Below are 15,255 nucleotides of genomic sequence, written 5' to 3'. Positions count from 1 at the left end.
TGGAAAAGAGCTCCTGACTTTATGCGTACTGAACGCCCAGTATGGACGGAATGACTGGCACGAGAGTCAATCCAAAACGTCAATCCGTACGAAAACAGCAAAGAATAAGGAGGCGCTCTGTTCCTAGATGACAAAAATTCGTTTTACATTACTACTATGGATATTGGTAGGAGTCCTGCTTATTTCTATTACGTTTGCGGTGATGCTAGGTTCTGTCGGGATCACACCTCAAGTTGTATGGGAAATTCTTTTTGTGAAATTAGGGATTCCAATCGAGACATCCGCTTCAAATGCACAGGCGATCATTATATGGGAAATCCGCTTGCCACGGGTATTATTAGCGGCACTTGTGGGGGCTTCTCTCGCTATTTGTGGTGCAGCGATTCAAGCATTAGTGAAAAATTCAATTGCAGATCCCTATATTTTAGGAGTTTCCTCAGGGGCATCTGTAGGAGCAACAGCGGTTATATTACTAGGTGCATTTAGTGCGCTTGGGATTTATGCCCTTTCTTTTGCGGCATTTATAGGGGCAATCTTCGCTGTTATCATTGTGTTTCTATTGGCACGAGTGAATGGAAGAACCTCTGTGATTCGACTTCTTTTGGCAGGTATTGCGATTTCAATGGTTTTTTCTGCGATCACTAATTTTATGCTGATGATGTCAAAGCAGCAAGGCGGTATTCAAGCGGTTATGCATTGGATGCTTGGTAGTTTGGCAGGAGCGAAATGGTCAAATATCGGGATTCCTTTTGTTACATTAATCGTGGTTTTTGTACTCCTATTGATGAATTATCGACAGCTTAACGCATTGCTTTTAGGAGAAGAAGCAGCTGGAACACTTGGCATTAATATTGATCGTTTTCGAATTTTTATCATTGTCTTTGTATCATTGCTAACAGGTGTTGTAGTTGCGGTAAGTGGAAGCATCGGTTTTGTCGGTTTAATTGTTCCTCATTTAGTTCGAATGTTAGTCGGTTCCAATTATAAATGGGTTCTTCCGATTAGCGCATTCGTGGGTTCTATTTTTTTAGTTTGGGCAGACATGGTGGCTCGAATTGTGATAGCACCTGAAGAAATGCCGATCGGAATTATTACGGCGGTTTGTGGTGGTCCCTTTTTTATTTGGATGCTAAGGCGCAAACAGTATTCTTTCGGGGACGGTGAATAATCATGCTTCAAGTACAAAATATCTCTTATTCAATTTCGGACAAGCAAATATTGGACGATATTTCTTTTTCAATTGCTCAAGGGAAATTTATTGGCATCATTGGTCCAAATGGAAGTGGCAAGTCGACGATGTTGAAGATCATTTATCGCCATTTAAAGCAAACAAGCGGAGATGTGATTCTCTTTGAAAAAGACATTGTCCAATTGGCCAAGAAAGAACTTGCAAGAAATATTGCAGTTGTTAGTCAAGAAACGCCCATGCTCTTTGACTTTACTGTAAAAGATTTAGTGATGATGGGGAGAACCCCTTATAAAAAATGGCTTTCTCGTGATAATGATGAGGATTCCTCAATTGTCAAGGAAAGTATGCAGTTAGCTAATATTATCCATCTAGAAAATCGTTCATTTAGCCACTTATCTGGTGGGGAAAAGAAGCGGGTTATGCTGGCGCGAGCACTAGCCCAGCGAGCAAATATATTAATTTTAGATGAGCCAACCAATCATTTAGATATCGAACATCAATACCAATTGATGGATTTAGTAAGAGATTTGCCAATCACGATCATAGCAGCTCTGCACGATATAAATTTGGCTGCTGGTTATTGTGATGAGTTGTTAGTGATGAAAAATGGCGAACTTTTCAAATCAGGAACACCTGAGAAAGTGCTGACGAAAGAGTTATTAGAGGAAGTTTTTCATGTTCATGCATTAATTTCTAAAAATCCGTTTACAGAGAAACTGCATTTGTTTTTCTATACGAAAATCGTAAATTGAAATGAGGATAACAGAAATGAAGGTTACTAGATTTTGCGTATTACTTATTTGTACAGTAGTAATGATGTTGGTTGCGTGTTCAAGTGAAGAAGTGGATACAGAAGCAGTTAATGAGAAATTAGAACCAGTCGTCATAAATAATGAAGGTTTTGTGATCGAGTATGATCAGATTCCGAAACAGGCCGTTTCTTTAAATCAACACGTAACAGAAATTATGTTGGCCTTAGGGTTAGAAGACTCAATGGTCGGAACGGCATATTTAGATAATGAGATTTATGAACCCTTGAAAGAAGCGTATCTTAAAGTTCCAGTTCTGTCTGAGCAATATCCATCAAAAGAGGAAATTGTTGCCGTTGAAGCAGACTTTTTATATGGTGGCTGGGCGAGTGCATTTAATGAAAAAAACATTGCAACACGTGAAGAATTAAAGAAATTAGGGATTAATAGCTATCTCCAATCATCATCTGTTCAAGTTGGTCCCACGTTGGAAGATATTTATAGTGATATTCGCAATATTGCGAAGATATTTCGAATCGAAGAGCGTGGTGAAGCGCTGATCAATCAAATGAATGAAGAGATTGAACAGATTACCTCACAACTACCGGAAGTAACGGAGCCACTGGATGTTTTAGTTTTCGATAGCGGAGAGACTGACGTATTTACAGCGACCCAAAATTTCATGAATACGCTTGTGGAGATGGCAGGTGGAAATAATGTCTTTGCTGATATAGAGGGCAACTGGGCAACGGTATCAAAAGAAGATGCTGTTGAGCGTCAGCCAGATGTGATCGTAGTGATTGATTATGGAACAACTACTGCTGAGCAAAAAATAGAATTCTTAAAGAATGATCCAGCATTGAGCCAAACTCCTGCTGTTCAAAACGAGCACTTTGTCATATTGCCATTATCAGCAGCATCAGAGGGGGTTCGTGTTGCCGAGGCATTGGACATTTTGGCAAAAGGATTTTATCCAGAGGTATTTGAATAGGAAGATCAAAAATATGTACTTAATGGAGGGATCGAATGACCACTTGGAATTTGAGTCAAATGGAACGTCATATCATGATTTGTAATGGAGCTACTTGTATGAGAGCAGGTGCAGAAGATGTCACTGGACAAATTCGTGACGAAATTCGCATCCATCGTTTAGATGAGAAAATACATACTTCACGAACACGCTGTAACGGTCGCTGTAAGGATAAATGTGTAGTCATTGATTATCCGAAAGGGACGTGGTATTCAGTCCAGGATGAGGATGTTGCACGTGCTGTCGTTCATGAATCTGCAAACAGAGATGCCGTTATTTACTCAATGGAGAATGGTGAACGAAAGCGCGGCGAAAATCGGATTAAAGGAATTAATAAATATAAGAAGGGAAACAGTTCTATGAAAAAAGCAGTCTTATTTGTTGGGCATGGAAGTAGATTACAGGCAGGGAATGAAGAGGTTCTGCAATTTGTTGAAATGATGAGAGCTGATATTGATCCAACTCTTCTTATAGAAACGTGTTTTTTAGAATTTGCTTCACCAAATATTGAAGAAGGGATCCAAAAATGTGTCGAAAAAGGCGCAGATGAGATACATGTTATTCCGATTATCCTCTTACATGCAGGTCACTCGAAACTTCATATTCCTGCAGAAATTGAACATGCAAAGGAACACTTTCCAGATATACAGTTTACTTACGGACAAACTATAGGAGTTCATGAGGAAGTGTTTGAGATTTTAAAATCAAGACTCGAGGAAGTTGGACTAGATGTGAAGGAGAAGCATGAGGATACGGCGATTCTATTAATTGGTCGAGGCGGAAGTGATCCATATGCAAATGGGGATTTTTATAAAATCAGTCGGCTTTTATGGGAACAATTAAATGTGCCGATCGTAGAGAGTGCCTTTATGGGTGTAACAACTCCAAGTGTAGATGAAGGAATCAACCGCTGTGTTAAATTAGGTGCGAAAAAGATCATCATGCTGCCATATTTCTTGTTTACGGGAATATTAATGGAAAGAATGAATAAAATGGCGCAACAGTACCGAGTGACATTTCCAGAAGTGACGATTGAGATTGCGGAGTATTTTGGTTACCATCCAAAGTTAAAAACGGTATTGCTAGAACGAATGAATCAAGCGTTAGACGGTACTTCATCAGGAATGGATGATTTAGAAAATTTCCGTCAATATGCGAAAGAACATGGTTACGAACATCATCATCACCATGAACATGTGTAATCTAATCGTCTTTACAAACCACCAGTGTGAACTGGTGGTTTTGATTATGGCACTCTCCATTTTCATTCCCATAGATTGAGGCACCTTTTCTTCATTATCATCGCAATACCCACAAGTGGATGGCTTAATTCAACAGGAAATGGATGGTGAAAAGTTGACTCTTCTCATTTATACTGAATATTTGAACGGATCAAAAAAGAAGATCGTTCGTATGGAGGTAGAATATGAATATATGGATGGCTGTTGTTCTATTAATATTAGTGATTGCTCTCGTAGGGACGTTGTCGCTAACGAAAAAGAGTGATGAAGATTATCGGGGAGCAACCAAGAAAAATACGAAAAACTTAACCTTAATATATGGAGTGGTGATTCTGCTTTCACTTATTGCACTTGGAGTGTATATAAGTCTTTCTTCATAAATTCTCTATCAGGTAGGGTTATAATGAAAACAAGTCACTGCAAAAAGGAATGACGTTATATGGAGTGGGAACTGGATCGAACCTCTAAGAAACCAATTTATAAACAAATTGCTGATTATATTGAAAATAGCATTGCAAATGGGGTTTTTCCTTCCGATAAAGCTCTCCCATCAGAGAGAGCCTTGGCAAAAGAATTGAAAGTGAACAGAAGTACGGTCGTTGCAGCATACGATGAACTTCAATCAGTTGGATTGGTTCAACGGATTCATGGAAGTGGAACGATGATAAGCAAAGATATTTGGGGAATCACAAAGAAACGAATTCCTAGCTGGAATCGATATATTGAATCAGGTCCATTTTTGCCTAATTTACCTATCACTCAAAGAATACGTAAGGAGATGGAAGAACAGCATTTAATTAATTTTGCAAGTGGTGAATTATCGGAAGATCTTTTTCCTAGAAATCAATTAAATGAAATTACTTCGTCTCGTTCCTTTGTTGGAAGACTTGGTTATGATCATCCACAGGGAAATACGATCTTACGTTCTACCATTACAAAGCATGTGTTGGATTATCGCAATATACATACAGATCCCTCATGTATACTTATCACTTCAGGTGCGCAACAGGCGCTGCATTTAGTTGTGCAATGCTTGCTAAAACCTGGGGATGCAGTGGTTATTGAAGATCCTTCGTATCATTATAATCTGCCTATTTTTCAATCTGCAGGGGTCAAAACGTATTCATTACCTGTTCATCATGATGGGATTAATTTAGATGAACTCTTGCTTTTACATAAGAAACATCGGATTAAAATGATTTTTTTAAATCCAGTTTTTCAAAATCCAACGGGAACGTCACTTCATTCAAGAAATCGCAAAGGATTATTAGAGCTATCGTCAGAACAAGGAATTCCGATTATTGAGGACGATCCGTATAGCTTAACTTCCTTTCAAGGGCAGCAAGTTCAATCTTTAAAGTCAGATGACATTAATGGAACCGTTCTCTATATTAGCTCATTGTCTAAAGTTGTTGCATCCGGATTAAGAATAGGTTGGATCATTGGTCCGAAAGCAGTGATTGAGAGATTAGCTGATGCGAAGCAACAAGTTGATTTTGGACATGCTAGCTATTCGCAATGGCTAGCTAATGAGTTTTTGGATTATGGGTATTTTCAAACTCATATACATGAGTTGCAGAAAAAGTTAGAAAGTCGCTGTGACCAGTTGGTCACGAGCTTGAATAATTATGTACATGATGAAGTGGAATTTACTATCCCTCATGGTGGAATACATTTATGGTGCAAAGTTAAAAAAGATGTAGACGAAATGAAATTACTAGAGAATGCCATTAAAAGAGGAGTCATTTACGTCCCAGGTTCTGTAATGGGATCGGGAAATGGTTATGTCCGCTTTACATATGCGAGAGCGAGGGAAGAGGAGATTAAGGAAGGTGTTAGGAGATTTGCAGAAGCTCTTACATCTTTAAAAAAGTGAAAGTAGTAGGGAAATTAAAATGGAGGTGAATATAATCAAATGTTTACGAATGAGCAATTGCAAGATTTAATTGCAGGGAAAGCGATTGGGGATAAATTTCCTTATGATACTGGCAATGAGCAAGAAATCGAAGCGCATATCAGGAGGTTATTCCATCGAATTAATCAACTTCCTCATATCATCTGTGAAGCAGAATGGAATCATTTTGGAAGTGGATACGCTTCTTTTGTTGAATTTTTTTGCTATACGAAAAATAATGTAACAGTCGAGAGTGAAAAATACGGAATTCGAAAGGAAAAGACAGAAGGAATTATCATTGATATCTGTCGGTTAGCGCCTGTTGCGATCATGGGAGAAGATGATCGTTCAAAAACGATACGGATCGAATCAAATGAAGTATTAAGCGGTGGATACGGGTCGATCATTAGTGCTTCAAATCAATTGTATTTAAGAGAAGAATTTCATGATCTCGGAAGACAATTAAAACGAGCATTAGAAGAGTATAAATACGCTCTTCTTGAATTTGACCAGATTTGCGCACCATTGCCATTTCAAGCAAAAATTCCAACCATATACAAGGAACCGGGAGATTATATCATTATGGATGCTATTTTTTATTGGGAGGACTAAATGGCAAGATTGAGAGCTAAATAGATTACGATGATTCATAAATATAGGAGTGAGCCGATGTTTATCATTTTATTGTTTATGCTGCTTGTTTCGGGCATCGTTTTATTTGTCTGTGGCTATTACGCAGCTGTTATAAGAATGAAATTAGGAAGAAATGTCTTACTTGCGGTGCCAATTGTTCTGGCTATCTTTATGCTCAATGTGATGATGGCTTTAGTAGAGTTATCTAAATCCCCAAACTGGCAATGATGAAAAGGAGATTAATAGATGTGAACGATACACTTTCGAAATCGTGGTTTCCTATCAATGATCTAAATCCACAAAATATGGCAAGTGGCATGATTGCTGGGATTTTTATCATTACTGGACCATCCATATTAATATTGGAAGCAGCAGCTAATGGAGGATTTACAGATTTTCAAACATCATTATGGATGTTTTCTGTATATGTTTTTGGAGGTCTATTCGGGATTTTCCTTCCACTACATTATAAGATACCGATTGTTGGTGGACATAGTCTTACAGGAGTTGCTTTTCTTGTAACGGTGACACCACAGTTTACTTTCCACCAGCTAATAGGGGCTTACTTAATTTCAGGAGTATTGATGTTTTTAATTGGAGCTTTAGGTGTGTTCTCTAAGTTTATCCAGTTAGTTCCAAAAGAGATCATTTCCGCTATGCTTGCGGGGATGATTATGAAATATATGGTGAATTTTATTATCTCTACCAATCAATTGTGGTTGATCGGCAGTCTATCATTGATCACTTTTTTTATTTTTAGCAAATGGAAAACTAGGATTCCGCCTGTTATAGCAGCAATCGTTGTGGGATTCATCATCATGCTCGTATTTTATCCAATGAAAATAGTTGATAGCTCAATCGGATTTTTAGTCCCTCAAATCCAAATTCCTGAATTCAACGTGGTTAGTTTTCTTTCCGTCTCGATTCCGCTTGCATTACTTATATTAAGTAATGATGCAGCTGTTGCCATTGGTGGTCTACAAGAAAAAAACTACCAAACTCCGATCAATAAACTCATTTCTTTAAGCGGGATCTTCACAGTCATCACCAGTTTCTTTGGTGGTCAGTCAGCTAATACAGCTGGAATGGCTACGGTCATTTGTTCAGGGGAAGAAGCTGGACCGAAAGAGAAAAGGTATATGGGAGCAGTTGTGGCTGGAGTGCTCTTGTTTATTTTCGGACTTTGTTCTTGGAAACTGATTCCTTTTATCCAAGCGCTCCCAAAAGAATTTATTGCGATCATTGTCGGTTTTTCCTTAATTGGTGTATTTGGAAATAGTTTATATCAAAGCTTCTCAAAGGAATCTATGAAAACGAGTACAGCTTTTGCTTTTATCATCGCATTTTCTAATATTTCAATTATGAGTATCAGTGCACCGGTTATATCACTTCTTGTAGGGGCATTTATAGCGAGGTTTGTTGAATTGAATAAGGCAAAGATTACATCAAAAGCTGAGATGTAATCTTTTTTTTTTGCATTTAAGTATCTAAATAGAAATGTAAGCGTTTGTTGTCAAAGTTTCTGACAAAGTTTTTTAAAAAATATAAAAAATTCTAATAATTAATATTGATATTAATTCAAAAAGTGGTATTATTATAACAAATTACAAAAAACGTAACAGTGGTTCGATTATAGAACCAGAAAGTAGTGAGAACTAATGACCTCAAAAACAGTTAGTAAAGCTTTATATGTACTCAACTCCTTTACATTTGAGAATCCATCATGGGGGTTACGGGAACTCTCAAGGCATTTAGATATGAATCACACAGTTGTCTATCGCTTGCTCAGTACTTTAGAGGAAGAAGGTTATGTTTTTCATAATCCAGATACACAAAAATATGAACTTGGTATTAAGTTGATTGAACTTAGTAATGTAGTAGAAGAACATCTAAAGTTTACAGAATTAATAGAACCGATCATGAAAAAAATCGCAGTAGTAACGGGAGAAAGTGTCGTGTTTACGATCCTTGATAATGAAGAGGGAGTTTTTTTGAAAATTGTAGAGAGCGAGCAGCAAGTGAGGTTCGCAGAATCAGTTGGTAAGAGAAGTCCATTATATATTGGGGCTTCACATAAAGTGATTTTAGCCTACTTACCTGAGGAAATTCAAAATCAAATAATTGAAGATGGATTGAAGAATCATGCAAAACAAATAGAATCAAAGGAGCTATTTCTTAATGTACTAGAAAAAATAAAACATCAAGGATGGTACTATACATCAGGAGAGACATTTAACGATGTTGCAGCTATATCAATTCCTTTATTCGATCATAAAAAAAATATTCTCGGTTCAATTTCAGTTGCAGGACCTAAGTATAGAGTAACGATCGAACAGACAGATAAAATGTTAATAAGCTTACAGGAAAATTATCAATCATTGAGCACTGTTTTAAGAAAATCTTTTTTTCCATCGAGAAGAAAGTTTTTAATGAATCATCTATCTTAAGAGGAAGGAGGAAATTTTATGGACAAGATTCTAGAAGTGAAAGATCTTGTTGTTGGATATAAAGGAAAAAATGGATTTGTAAGAGCAGTCGATGGTGTCTCCTTTGAAATAGAGAAAGGAGAAACTGTGTGTATTGTGGGTGAGTCTGGAAGTGGTAAGAGTGTTACATCTATGAGTATTATGCGGCTAGTTGAGTTTGAAAATGGAAAAATTCTTGCTGGAGATATTTCATTTAACGGTGAGAGTATAACGACTAAAAAAGCTGATCAAATGAGAAAAATTAGGGGTTCGAAAATATCAATGATATTCCAAGAACCATTAACTGCCCTTAATCCTGTATTTACCATTGGTAGACAAATCTCGGAAGCAATTCTTTTTCATCACAAAATAAGTAAGGAAGAAGCATGGAAAGAGGCAGAAAAGCTTGTGCGGCTAGTTGGAATTTCAGATCCTCAAGGGAGGTTAAAACAATATCCTCATGAGTTGTCCGGTGGAATGAGGCAAAGGGTCATGATTGCTATGGCGTTAGCGTCTGAACCGGAACTATTAATCGCCGATGAACCTACAACTGCACTTGATGTGACTATTGAAGCGCAAATTTTGGAATTACTACGGAATTTAAGAAAAGAAAAAAATATGTCGATTATGCTCATCACTCATGACATTGGAGTAGCAGCGGAGATGGCGAATCGGATTATCATTATGTATGCAGGAAAGATAATGGAAATTGCGAACACAGTTGATATATTTGAACAACCTTTACATCCTTATACGAAGGGATTACTAGAATCAGTACCTAAGATGGATGGTCAAAGAGGTGTTCCATTGAAATCAATTAGCGGCTCCATTCCAAGTCTTAATGAAATACCTGATGGTTGCCGATTTTCACCAAGATGCCCCTTTGCGACTGAAAAATGTCATCAAGAAGCTCCTGAAATGGAGGCAAGAGGAGATAGACAAGTGGCGTGTTGGCATGTCGATTATCTTCTGAAACACAATCTTCTTGATGTGGAAGAGGAAGGAGGAATTTCCATTGAATCATAGTCGACGGGATACAGTTGCAGACAAAGAACCACTTCTCAAAATAGAAAATTTGAAAAAATACTTTTCAATTAAAGGAGGTGGAATGTTTAAAAGCAAACGGAAAATTGTAAAAGCTGTTGATGATGTTTCCTTTCATATTTACAAGGGAGAAACATTAGGACTTGTTGGAGAATCGGGGTGTGGGAAGTCTACATTAGGAAGAAATATTTTACGCTTACAAGAGCCGACTGAGGGAAAAGTATTCTATAAAAATATGAATATATTAGAGCAAAATAGTCGTGAACTACGAAAACTACGAAAAGAAATTCAGATTATTTATCAAGATCCTTTCGGTTCTCTAAATCCTAGATTTACAATCGGTCAAATTATTGGTGAAATGTATGAAATTCATGGAATCGCAAGTGGTTCAGAAAAAGAGGCAAAAGTTAAGGAAATGCTCGAACTTGTTGGTCTTGATCCGAGTAGATACCACAGTTATCCCCATGAGTTTTCAGGCGGACAGAGACAACGGGTTGGGATTGCTCGTGCTCTTGCTTTAAATCCAGAATTTGTTGTGGCTGATGAACCTGTATCTGCGTTAGATGTGTCTGTGCAATCACAAGTTATTAATTTGCTAATGAAGCTAAAGAAAGAACTTGGTTTGACAATGCTTTTTATCGCACATGGACTTAATGTGGTCAGGCATATATCAGATCGAGTGGGAGTGATGTATTTAGGGAAGCTTGTAGAAATATCAGAGACAGACAATATTTTCGATAGTCCAGCACATCCATACACAGCAGCCTTACTATCTACTGTTCCAGAAGCAGATCCACGTTTAAGAAAAGAAAGGATCATTTTAAAAGGGGAGGTACCGTCCCCAGCTAATCCACCATCTGGTTGTCGCTTTAGAACGAGGTGTCCACTAGCAACAGAACAATGTATAAATGAAGCTCCAGCTTTAAAAGAGATTCGTGAGGACCATTTTGTTGCCTGTCATTTTCCGCTAGAAAAGGGTCAATCCTTGAAAGAAGCATTAGAAATGTTTAATAAGGAAAAAGAAAAATAGCAAATTAAATTAATTGAATCTTCGGATTTATAAAAAAGTAAAGGGGTTTTTTACATGTCAAAGACAATTAAGCAAGGAAATCAAAAAGTATACGATGGTTATAAATCGTTTCAATATTTAGAACCAGGAGTGGACTATAAGGAGTTTACATTATCAAAAGAAAATGATCGTGTAGAACCTTATACATACCCTGTTTCAGAAGATCAGGAGGAGACCGTTCAACAAATACTAGAAGAAGATTACATCGTTTCCATGCATGAGCATACATTTGTAATGCCAGAGAAACTAGAAGAGTTTTATGAATTTAGACATCATGGAAGAGATTGGACTGGTTTTGAGGCTTTGAGTCAATCAGGCTTAGATGTTATTTTTGAGAATTTTATGGATGGAACAGCTATGATTACGTCTAAAGCTGGTTGGAAATGGTCAGATGTTATTCATGATATTGGTATTCGTTTTAGTGATATAGCCCATCAAGATATGGTTATTAAAGCGGAGCGGATCTCCGATCTATATCGTGCCAAAAAAGAAAGGAAAATTGCTTTTGTTGGGGCACTAGAATCTTGCACCATGATTGAAAATGAACTTGATAGACTAGATATCTTGCATGGTTTTGGAATTAGAACAATGGGTGTTGTATATTCTGAAGCCAATCAATTAGGTGCAGGTTTAAGAGAACCGAATGATGGAGGATTAACGGTTTTTGGTAAACAGGCAGTTAGACGTATGAATCAATTAGGGATCACCATCGATGTTTCACATGCAGGTGATAAAACATCGTTAGATACAATTGAAGCGAGTGAGAAGCCAGTTACGATTAATCATGCTGGGGCAAGAGCATTGTGGGATACGAAACGATTAAAGCCGGATGATGTGATTAAGGCCTGCGCGGAAAAAGGTGGAGTTATAGCGATAGAAGCAGCCCCGCACACAACCATTACCCAGAATAATCTTGCTCATAGTATTGAATCTTATATGGAGCATTTTGAGTATGTTGCGAACTTAGTAGGAATTGAGCATGTTGCTTTTGGTCCAGACACTCTTTTTGGTGACCATGTCGGCATCCATGACCTATTATCTGGACAACTATCAATTAAGAGCTCTCACGGAACAAATAGCTATCCAAAAGTAGAGTATGTAAAAGGACTTGAGAATCCGGCTGAATGTTTCCCTAACATTATTCGTTGGTTAGTGAAAAAGGGGTACAGTCGCGAAGATATTCGAAAAGTAGCAGGAGCAAATATTTTAAGAGTGCTTGAAGCTACTTGGGCTAAATAATTTAATTCGAGGGGATAGATAGAAATGAAAACAGGAAAATGGAGATTTTTTAGTATCATGTTGGTGTTTTTCCTCCTACTTTCAGGATGTTCTTATGGGGGAAATAGTTCAAATAGTGGTGGTGAACAATCAAGTGGGGAAGGAAGCGGAACTAGCGACCCTAAAAAAGGCGGAAGAGTTTCCATTCCTATAGTAGCTGATCCAACTTTTAACCCGTGGCATCCAAATGCCTATGCTGAATCCAATGTTGTTAACCGAGTTCTGTTCTCTGGATTAACACAGCCTGGTAAAGACTTGGCACCTTCTCCAGATTTGGCAACGAAGTGGGAAACATCTGAGGATGAGCTAGAATGGACATTCTATTTACGAGATGATGTTTTATGGCATGATGGCGAACCATTTACAGCTGAGGACGTCGCTTACACGTTTAATGAAATTGTCTTAAATGATGAATTAGGTGCTAATAATTCATCTTATTTCCAAAAAGTGAAAGAAGTTCAAGTTGTTAGTGATTATGAAGTTAAGTTTATCATGGAGAGCCCAGTAGCAGCGTTACCAGCTTATTTAAGTTTTAACACGGAGATTGTGCCGAAACATATTTTTGAAGGACAGGATCCATGGGAATTAACATCCTTTAATAAAGAGAATCCGGTTGGAACAGGTGCATATAAACTTAAGAGTTATAATTCAGGCCAAAGTGTAGTATTAGAAAGAAATGATGACTTTTATGGAGAAATTGGTTTGTTAGATGAGGTTGAATATAAAGTATTACCAGATGTGAACACACATGTTGCACAAATTTTGAGTGGTGAACTATCTATTTTTGCTCTTGATGATTTAGCCTCACTCGATAGAATTGAGCAAGCAGATGGGGTAAGCGTATTTGGTAGAGAAACCCCTCGATTCTTTTGGATCATTGTGAATCATGAAGACGAAAAATATCAGGATAAACGTGTGAAACAAGCAATTCTACATGCCATTGACCGTCAAAATATTATCGATACGGTACTTAAAGGGTATGGAACGATAGCAGATGCCGGAATTGCTCCAGCTCTTGAAGAATACTATACAGATGATGTACAACGTTACGATTATGATCCAGAAAAGGCCAAGGAGCTTCTTGCAGAGGCAGGTTGGACGGATACAGATGGAGATGGAATCGTCGATAAAGATGGCGAACCATTTTCAATTGATTTCAAAATTGGTATTCAAGGTGATTTAGAAGCTGTTTCACAAATGGTACAGCAATATCTCGTAAAAGCTGGTCTTGATGTCAAACTAAATGCAATGGAATGGAATGCAATGATTCAGGATGTTGTCGTCAATCGTAATTATGAAATGAGTTTAAATTGGTGGAGATATCCTGCAGACCCTGATTTATCGGCGTATATGCATTCGGCAAATGTGAAAGGTAACAATATTCCACATTATCAAAATCCTGAATTAGATAAACTTTTAGATCAAGGAGCTCAAACAAGCGATGTGGAAGAGAGGAAAAAGATATATATCGAAGCGCAGAAATTAATGGCGGAAGAGTTACCATATATCTTCCTTTGGTACCCACAAGAAGCGCAAGTTCGAGTTGATAAGCTTAAAGGTGTGCCAGATTTAGCATTCGGAGATGCACTTCATTATATTCATGAATGGTATATTGAGGAATAATCAAATATTTAATGAATGGAGGTGTGCTTAACGCACACTTCTATTCAAATAAGAAATAATCAGGGGGAGATGAAGTGCTGAGATTTTTATTAAACCGATTAGGACAAAGTGCGATTTTACTATTGATTGTTACAATCATCACTTTCTTTCTAATCAATCTAGCTCCTGGTGGACCAGCAAGCACGATGAGAATGGATGCATCTCCAGAAGAACGGCAAGCAATGGTGGAAAAATTAGGGCTAGACCAGCCAATACACATCCGCTATATTGAGTGGATAACAAATGCTCTAAAGGGAGATCTCGGCGTATCCTTTACATCTAGTGAGCCGGTCATTCAGCGGATTGCTGATCGCCTTCCATACACGATTGAATTAACTGTATTTACGATTATTCTGTCCATTACGATTGGGATTTTATTTGGTGTCATATCAGCGATAAAGCGGGGGAAAGCGCAGGATCATGTGATCAATTTCTTTAGTGTCTTAGGTTTATCGGTTCCAGCATTTTGGTTAGGGCTCATGCTTATTCTTTTATTCTCGATTAATCTTGGATGGCTACCATCTTCAGGAGTTGGCGCTCGTGGAGCAGATTTTAATGCATGGGGTTGGATTTCTCATTTAATCATGCCTGTCTTAATTCTAACTACTACGGTACTTCCCAATATTGTTCGCTTTACTCGATCTTCCATGCTAGAAGTGGTATCCCAAAATTATATTCGTACAGCTCGTGCAAAAGGTGCGAAGGAATCGATCGTATTATATGTACATGCGCTACGAAATGCACTTATACCAGTTGTTACGATCATTGGAGTACTTATCCCACGTCTCTTAAGTGGAGCTGTTATCACGGAAGCAATTTTTGGATGGACGGGAATTGGAACTCTTATTTTGGAAGCAGCGAGAGGCAGAGACTACCCTCTAGTAATGGGAGTCACAGTAGTTATTACCATTGTTGTTGTACTTTGTAATCTGTTTGTGGACCTTATTTATTCACGTATCGATCCACGAGTTAAAAATGTCTAGATGGTAGTGTCAAAAGTT

Annotated in this window: 15 protein-coding genes; all 15 read left to right on the top strand. The window is 37.8% G+C overall.

Annotated elements, in window-relative coordinates:
* The first annotated feature begins 127 nt into the window (after positions 1-127).
* The 15 genes from BMSHG_RS03930 to BMSHG_RS03860 all read left to right on the top strand — a co-directional run bounded on the left by BMSHG_RS03930 (position 128) and on the right by BMSHG_RS03860 (position 15,237).
* The gene (locus BMSHG_RS03930) at positions 128-1,168 is read left to right on the top strand and encodes a FecCD family ABC transporter permease (protein WP_019153137.1); all 1,041 of its coding nucleotides are present in this window, start codon (positions 128-130) and stop codon (positions 1,166-1,168) included.
* A gap of 2 nt (positions 1,169-1,170) precedes the next feature.
* Positions 1,171-1,941: a heme ABC transporter ATP-binding protein gene (locus BMSHG_RS03925; protein WP_019153136.1), complete on the top strand. Its 771-nt coding sequence runs from the start codon at positions 1,171-1,173 to the stop codon at positions 1,939-1,941.
* A 16-nt stretch (positions 1,942-1,957) separates the two neighbouring features.
* Positions 1,958-2,929: an ABC transporter substrate-binding protein gene (locus BMSHG_RS03920; protein ID WP_019153135.1), complete on the top strand. Its 972-nt coding sequence runs from the start codon at positions 1,958-1,960 to the stop codon at positions 2,927-2,929.
* Positions 2,930-2,964: 35 nt separating this feature from the next.
* Positions 2,965-4,170: a CbiX/SirB N-terminal domain-containing protein gene (locus BMSHG_RS03915; protein WP_019153134.1), complete on the top strand. Its 1,206-nt coding sequence runs from the start codon at positions 2,965-2,967 to the stop codon at positions 4,168-4,170.
* A gap of 224 nt (positions 4,171-4,394) precedes the next feature.
* Entirely contained in the window at positions 4,395-4,589 is a 195-nt protein-coding gene (locus tag BMSHG_RS03910; protein ID WP_019153133.1) for a hypothetical protein, read from the top strand.
* A 59-nt stretch (positions 4,590-4,648) separates the two neighbouring features.
* Positions 4,649-6,085, top strand: a complete 1,437-nt coding sequence (gene pdxR, locus BMSHG_RS03905) for a MocR-like pyridoxine biosynthesis transcription factor PdxR (RefSeq protein ID WP_019153132.1) — start codon at positions 4,649-4,651, stop codon at positions 6,083-6,085.
* Positions 6,086-6,124: 39 nt separating this feature from the next.
* Positions 6,125-6,715: a hypothetical protein gene (locus BMSHG_RS03900; protein ID WP_019153131.1), complete on the top strand. Its 591-nt coding sequence runs from the start codon at positions 6,125-6,127 to the stop codon at positions 6,713-6,715.
* A 57-nt stretch (positions 6,716-6,772) separates the two neighbouring features.
* Positions 6,773-6,964: a hypothetical protein gene (locus BMSHG_RS03895; RefSeq protein ID WP_019153130.1), complete on the top strand. Its 192-nt coding sequence runs from the start codon at positions 6,773-6,775 to the stop codon at positions 6,962-6,964.
* 20 nt (positions 6,965-6,984) lie between these two features.
* Positions 6,985-8,199 (top strand): benzoate/H(+) symporter BenE family transporter, encoded by a 1,215-nt coding sequence (locus BMSHG_RS03890; RefSeq protein ID WP_019153129.1) that lies wholly within the window; start codon positions 6,985-6,987, stop codon positions 8,197-8,199.
* Positions 8,200-8,394: 195 nt separating this feature from the next.
* The gene (locus BMSHG_RS03885) at positions 8,395-9,183 is read left to right on the top strand and encodes an IclR family transcriptional regulator (protein WP_026073320.1); all 789 of its coding nucleotides are present in this window, start codon (positions 8,395-8,397) and stop codon (positions 9,181-9,183) included.
* An 18-nt stretch (positions 9,184-9,201) separates the two neighbouring features.
* The gene (locus tag BMSHG_RS03880) at positions 9,202-10,227 is read left to right on the top strand and encodes an ABC transporter ATP-binding protein (protein WP_019153127.1); all 1,026 of its coding nucleotides are present in this window, start codon (positions 9,202-9,204) and stop codon (positions 10,225-10,227) included.
* Entirely contained in the window at positions 10,217-11,275 is a 1,059-nt protein-coding gene (locus BMSHG_RS03875; protein ID WP_019153126.1) for an ABC transporter ATP-binding protein, read from the top strand. Before BMSHG_RS03880 ends, BMSHG_RS03875 begins: the two co-directional genes overlap by 11 nt.
* Positions 11,276-11,329: 54 nt before the next feature.
* The gene (locus tag BMSHG_RS03870) at positions 11,330-12,553 is read left to right on the top strand and encodes a dipeptidase (RefSeq protein ID WP_019153125.1); all 1,224 of its coding nucleotides are present in this window, start codon (positions 11,330-11,332) and stop codon (positions 12,551-12,553) included.
* A 24-nt stretch (positions 12,554-12,577) separates the two neighbouring features.
* A complete protein-coding gene (locus BMSHG_RS03865; protein ID WP_019153124.1) occupies positions 12,578-14,215 on the top strand; it encodes an ABC transporter substrate-binding protein in 1,638 nt (545 codons plus the stop codon).
* Between the two features lie 74 nt (positions 14,216-14,289).
* A complete protein-coding gene (locus tag BMSHG_RS03860; protein ID WP_019153123.1) occupies positions 14,290-15,237 on the top strand; it encodes an ABC transporter permease in 948 nt (315 codons plus the stop codon).
* The last annotated feature ends 18 nt before the right edge of the window (positions 15,238-15,255 follow it).

It is taken from the genome of Robertmurraya massiliosenegalensis JC6 (assembly GCF_000311725.1).
In the GTDB taxonomy this organism is placed as follows: Bacteria; Bacillota; Bacilli; order Bacillales; family Cytobacillaceae; genus Robertmurraya; species Robertmurraya massiliosenegalensis.
The sequence above is the reverse complement of the archived record's forward strand: the minus strand, read 5'-3'. Positions and strand labels throughout refer to the sequence as shown.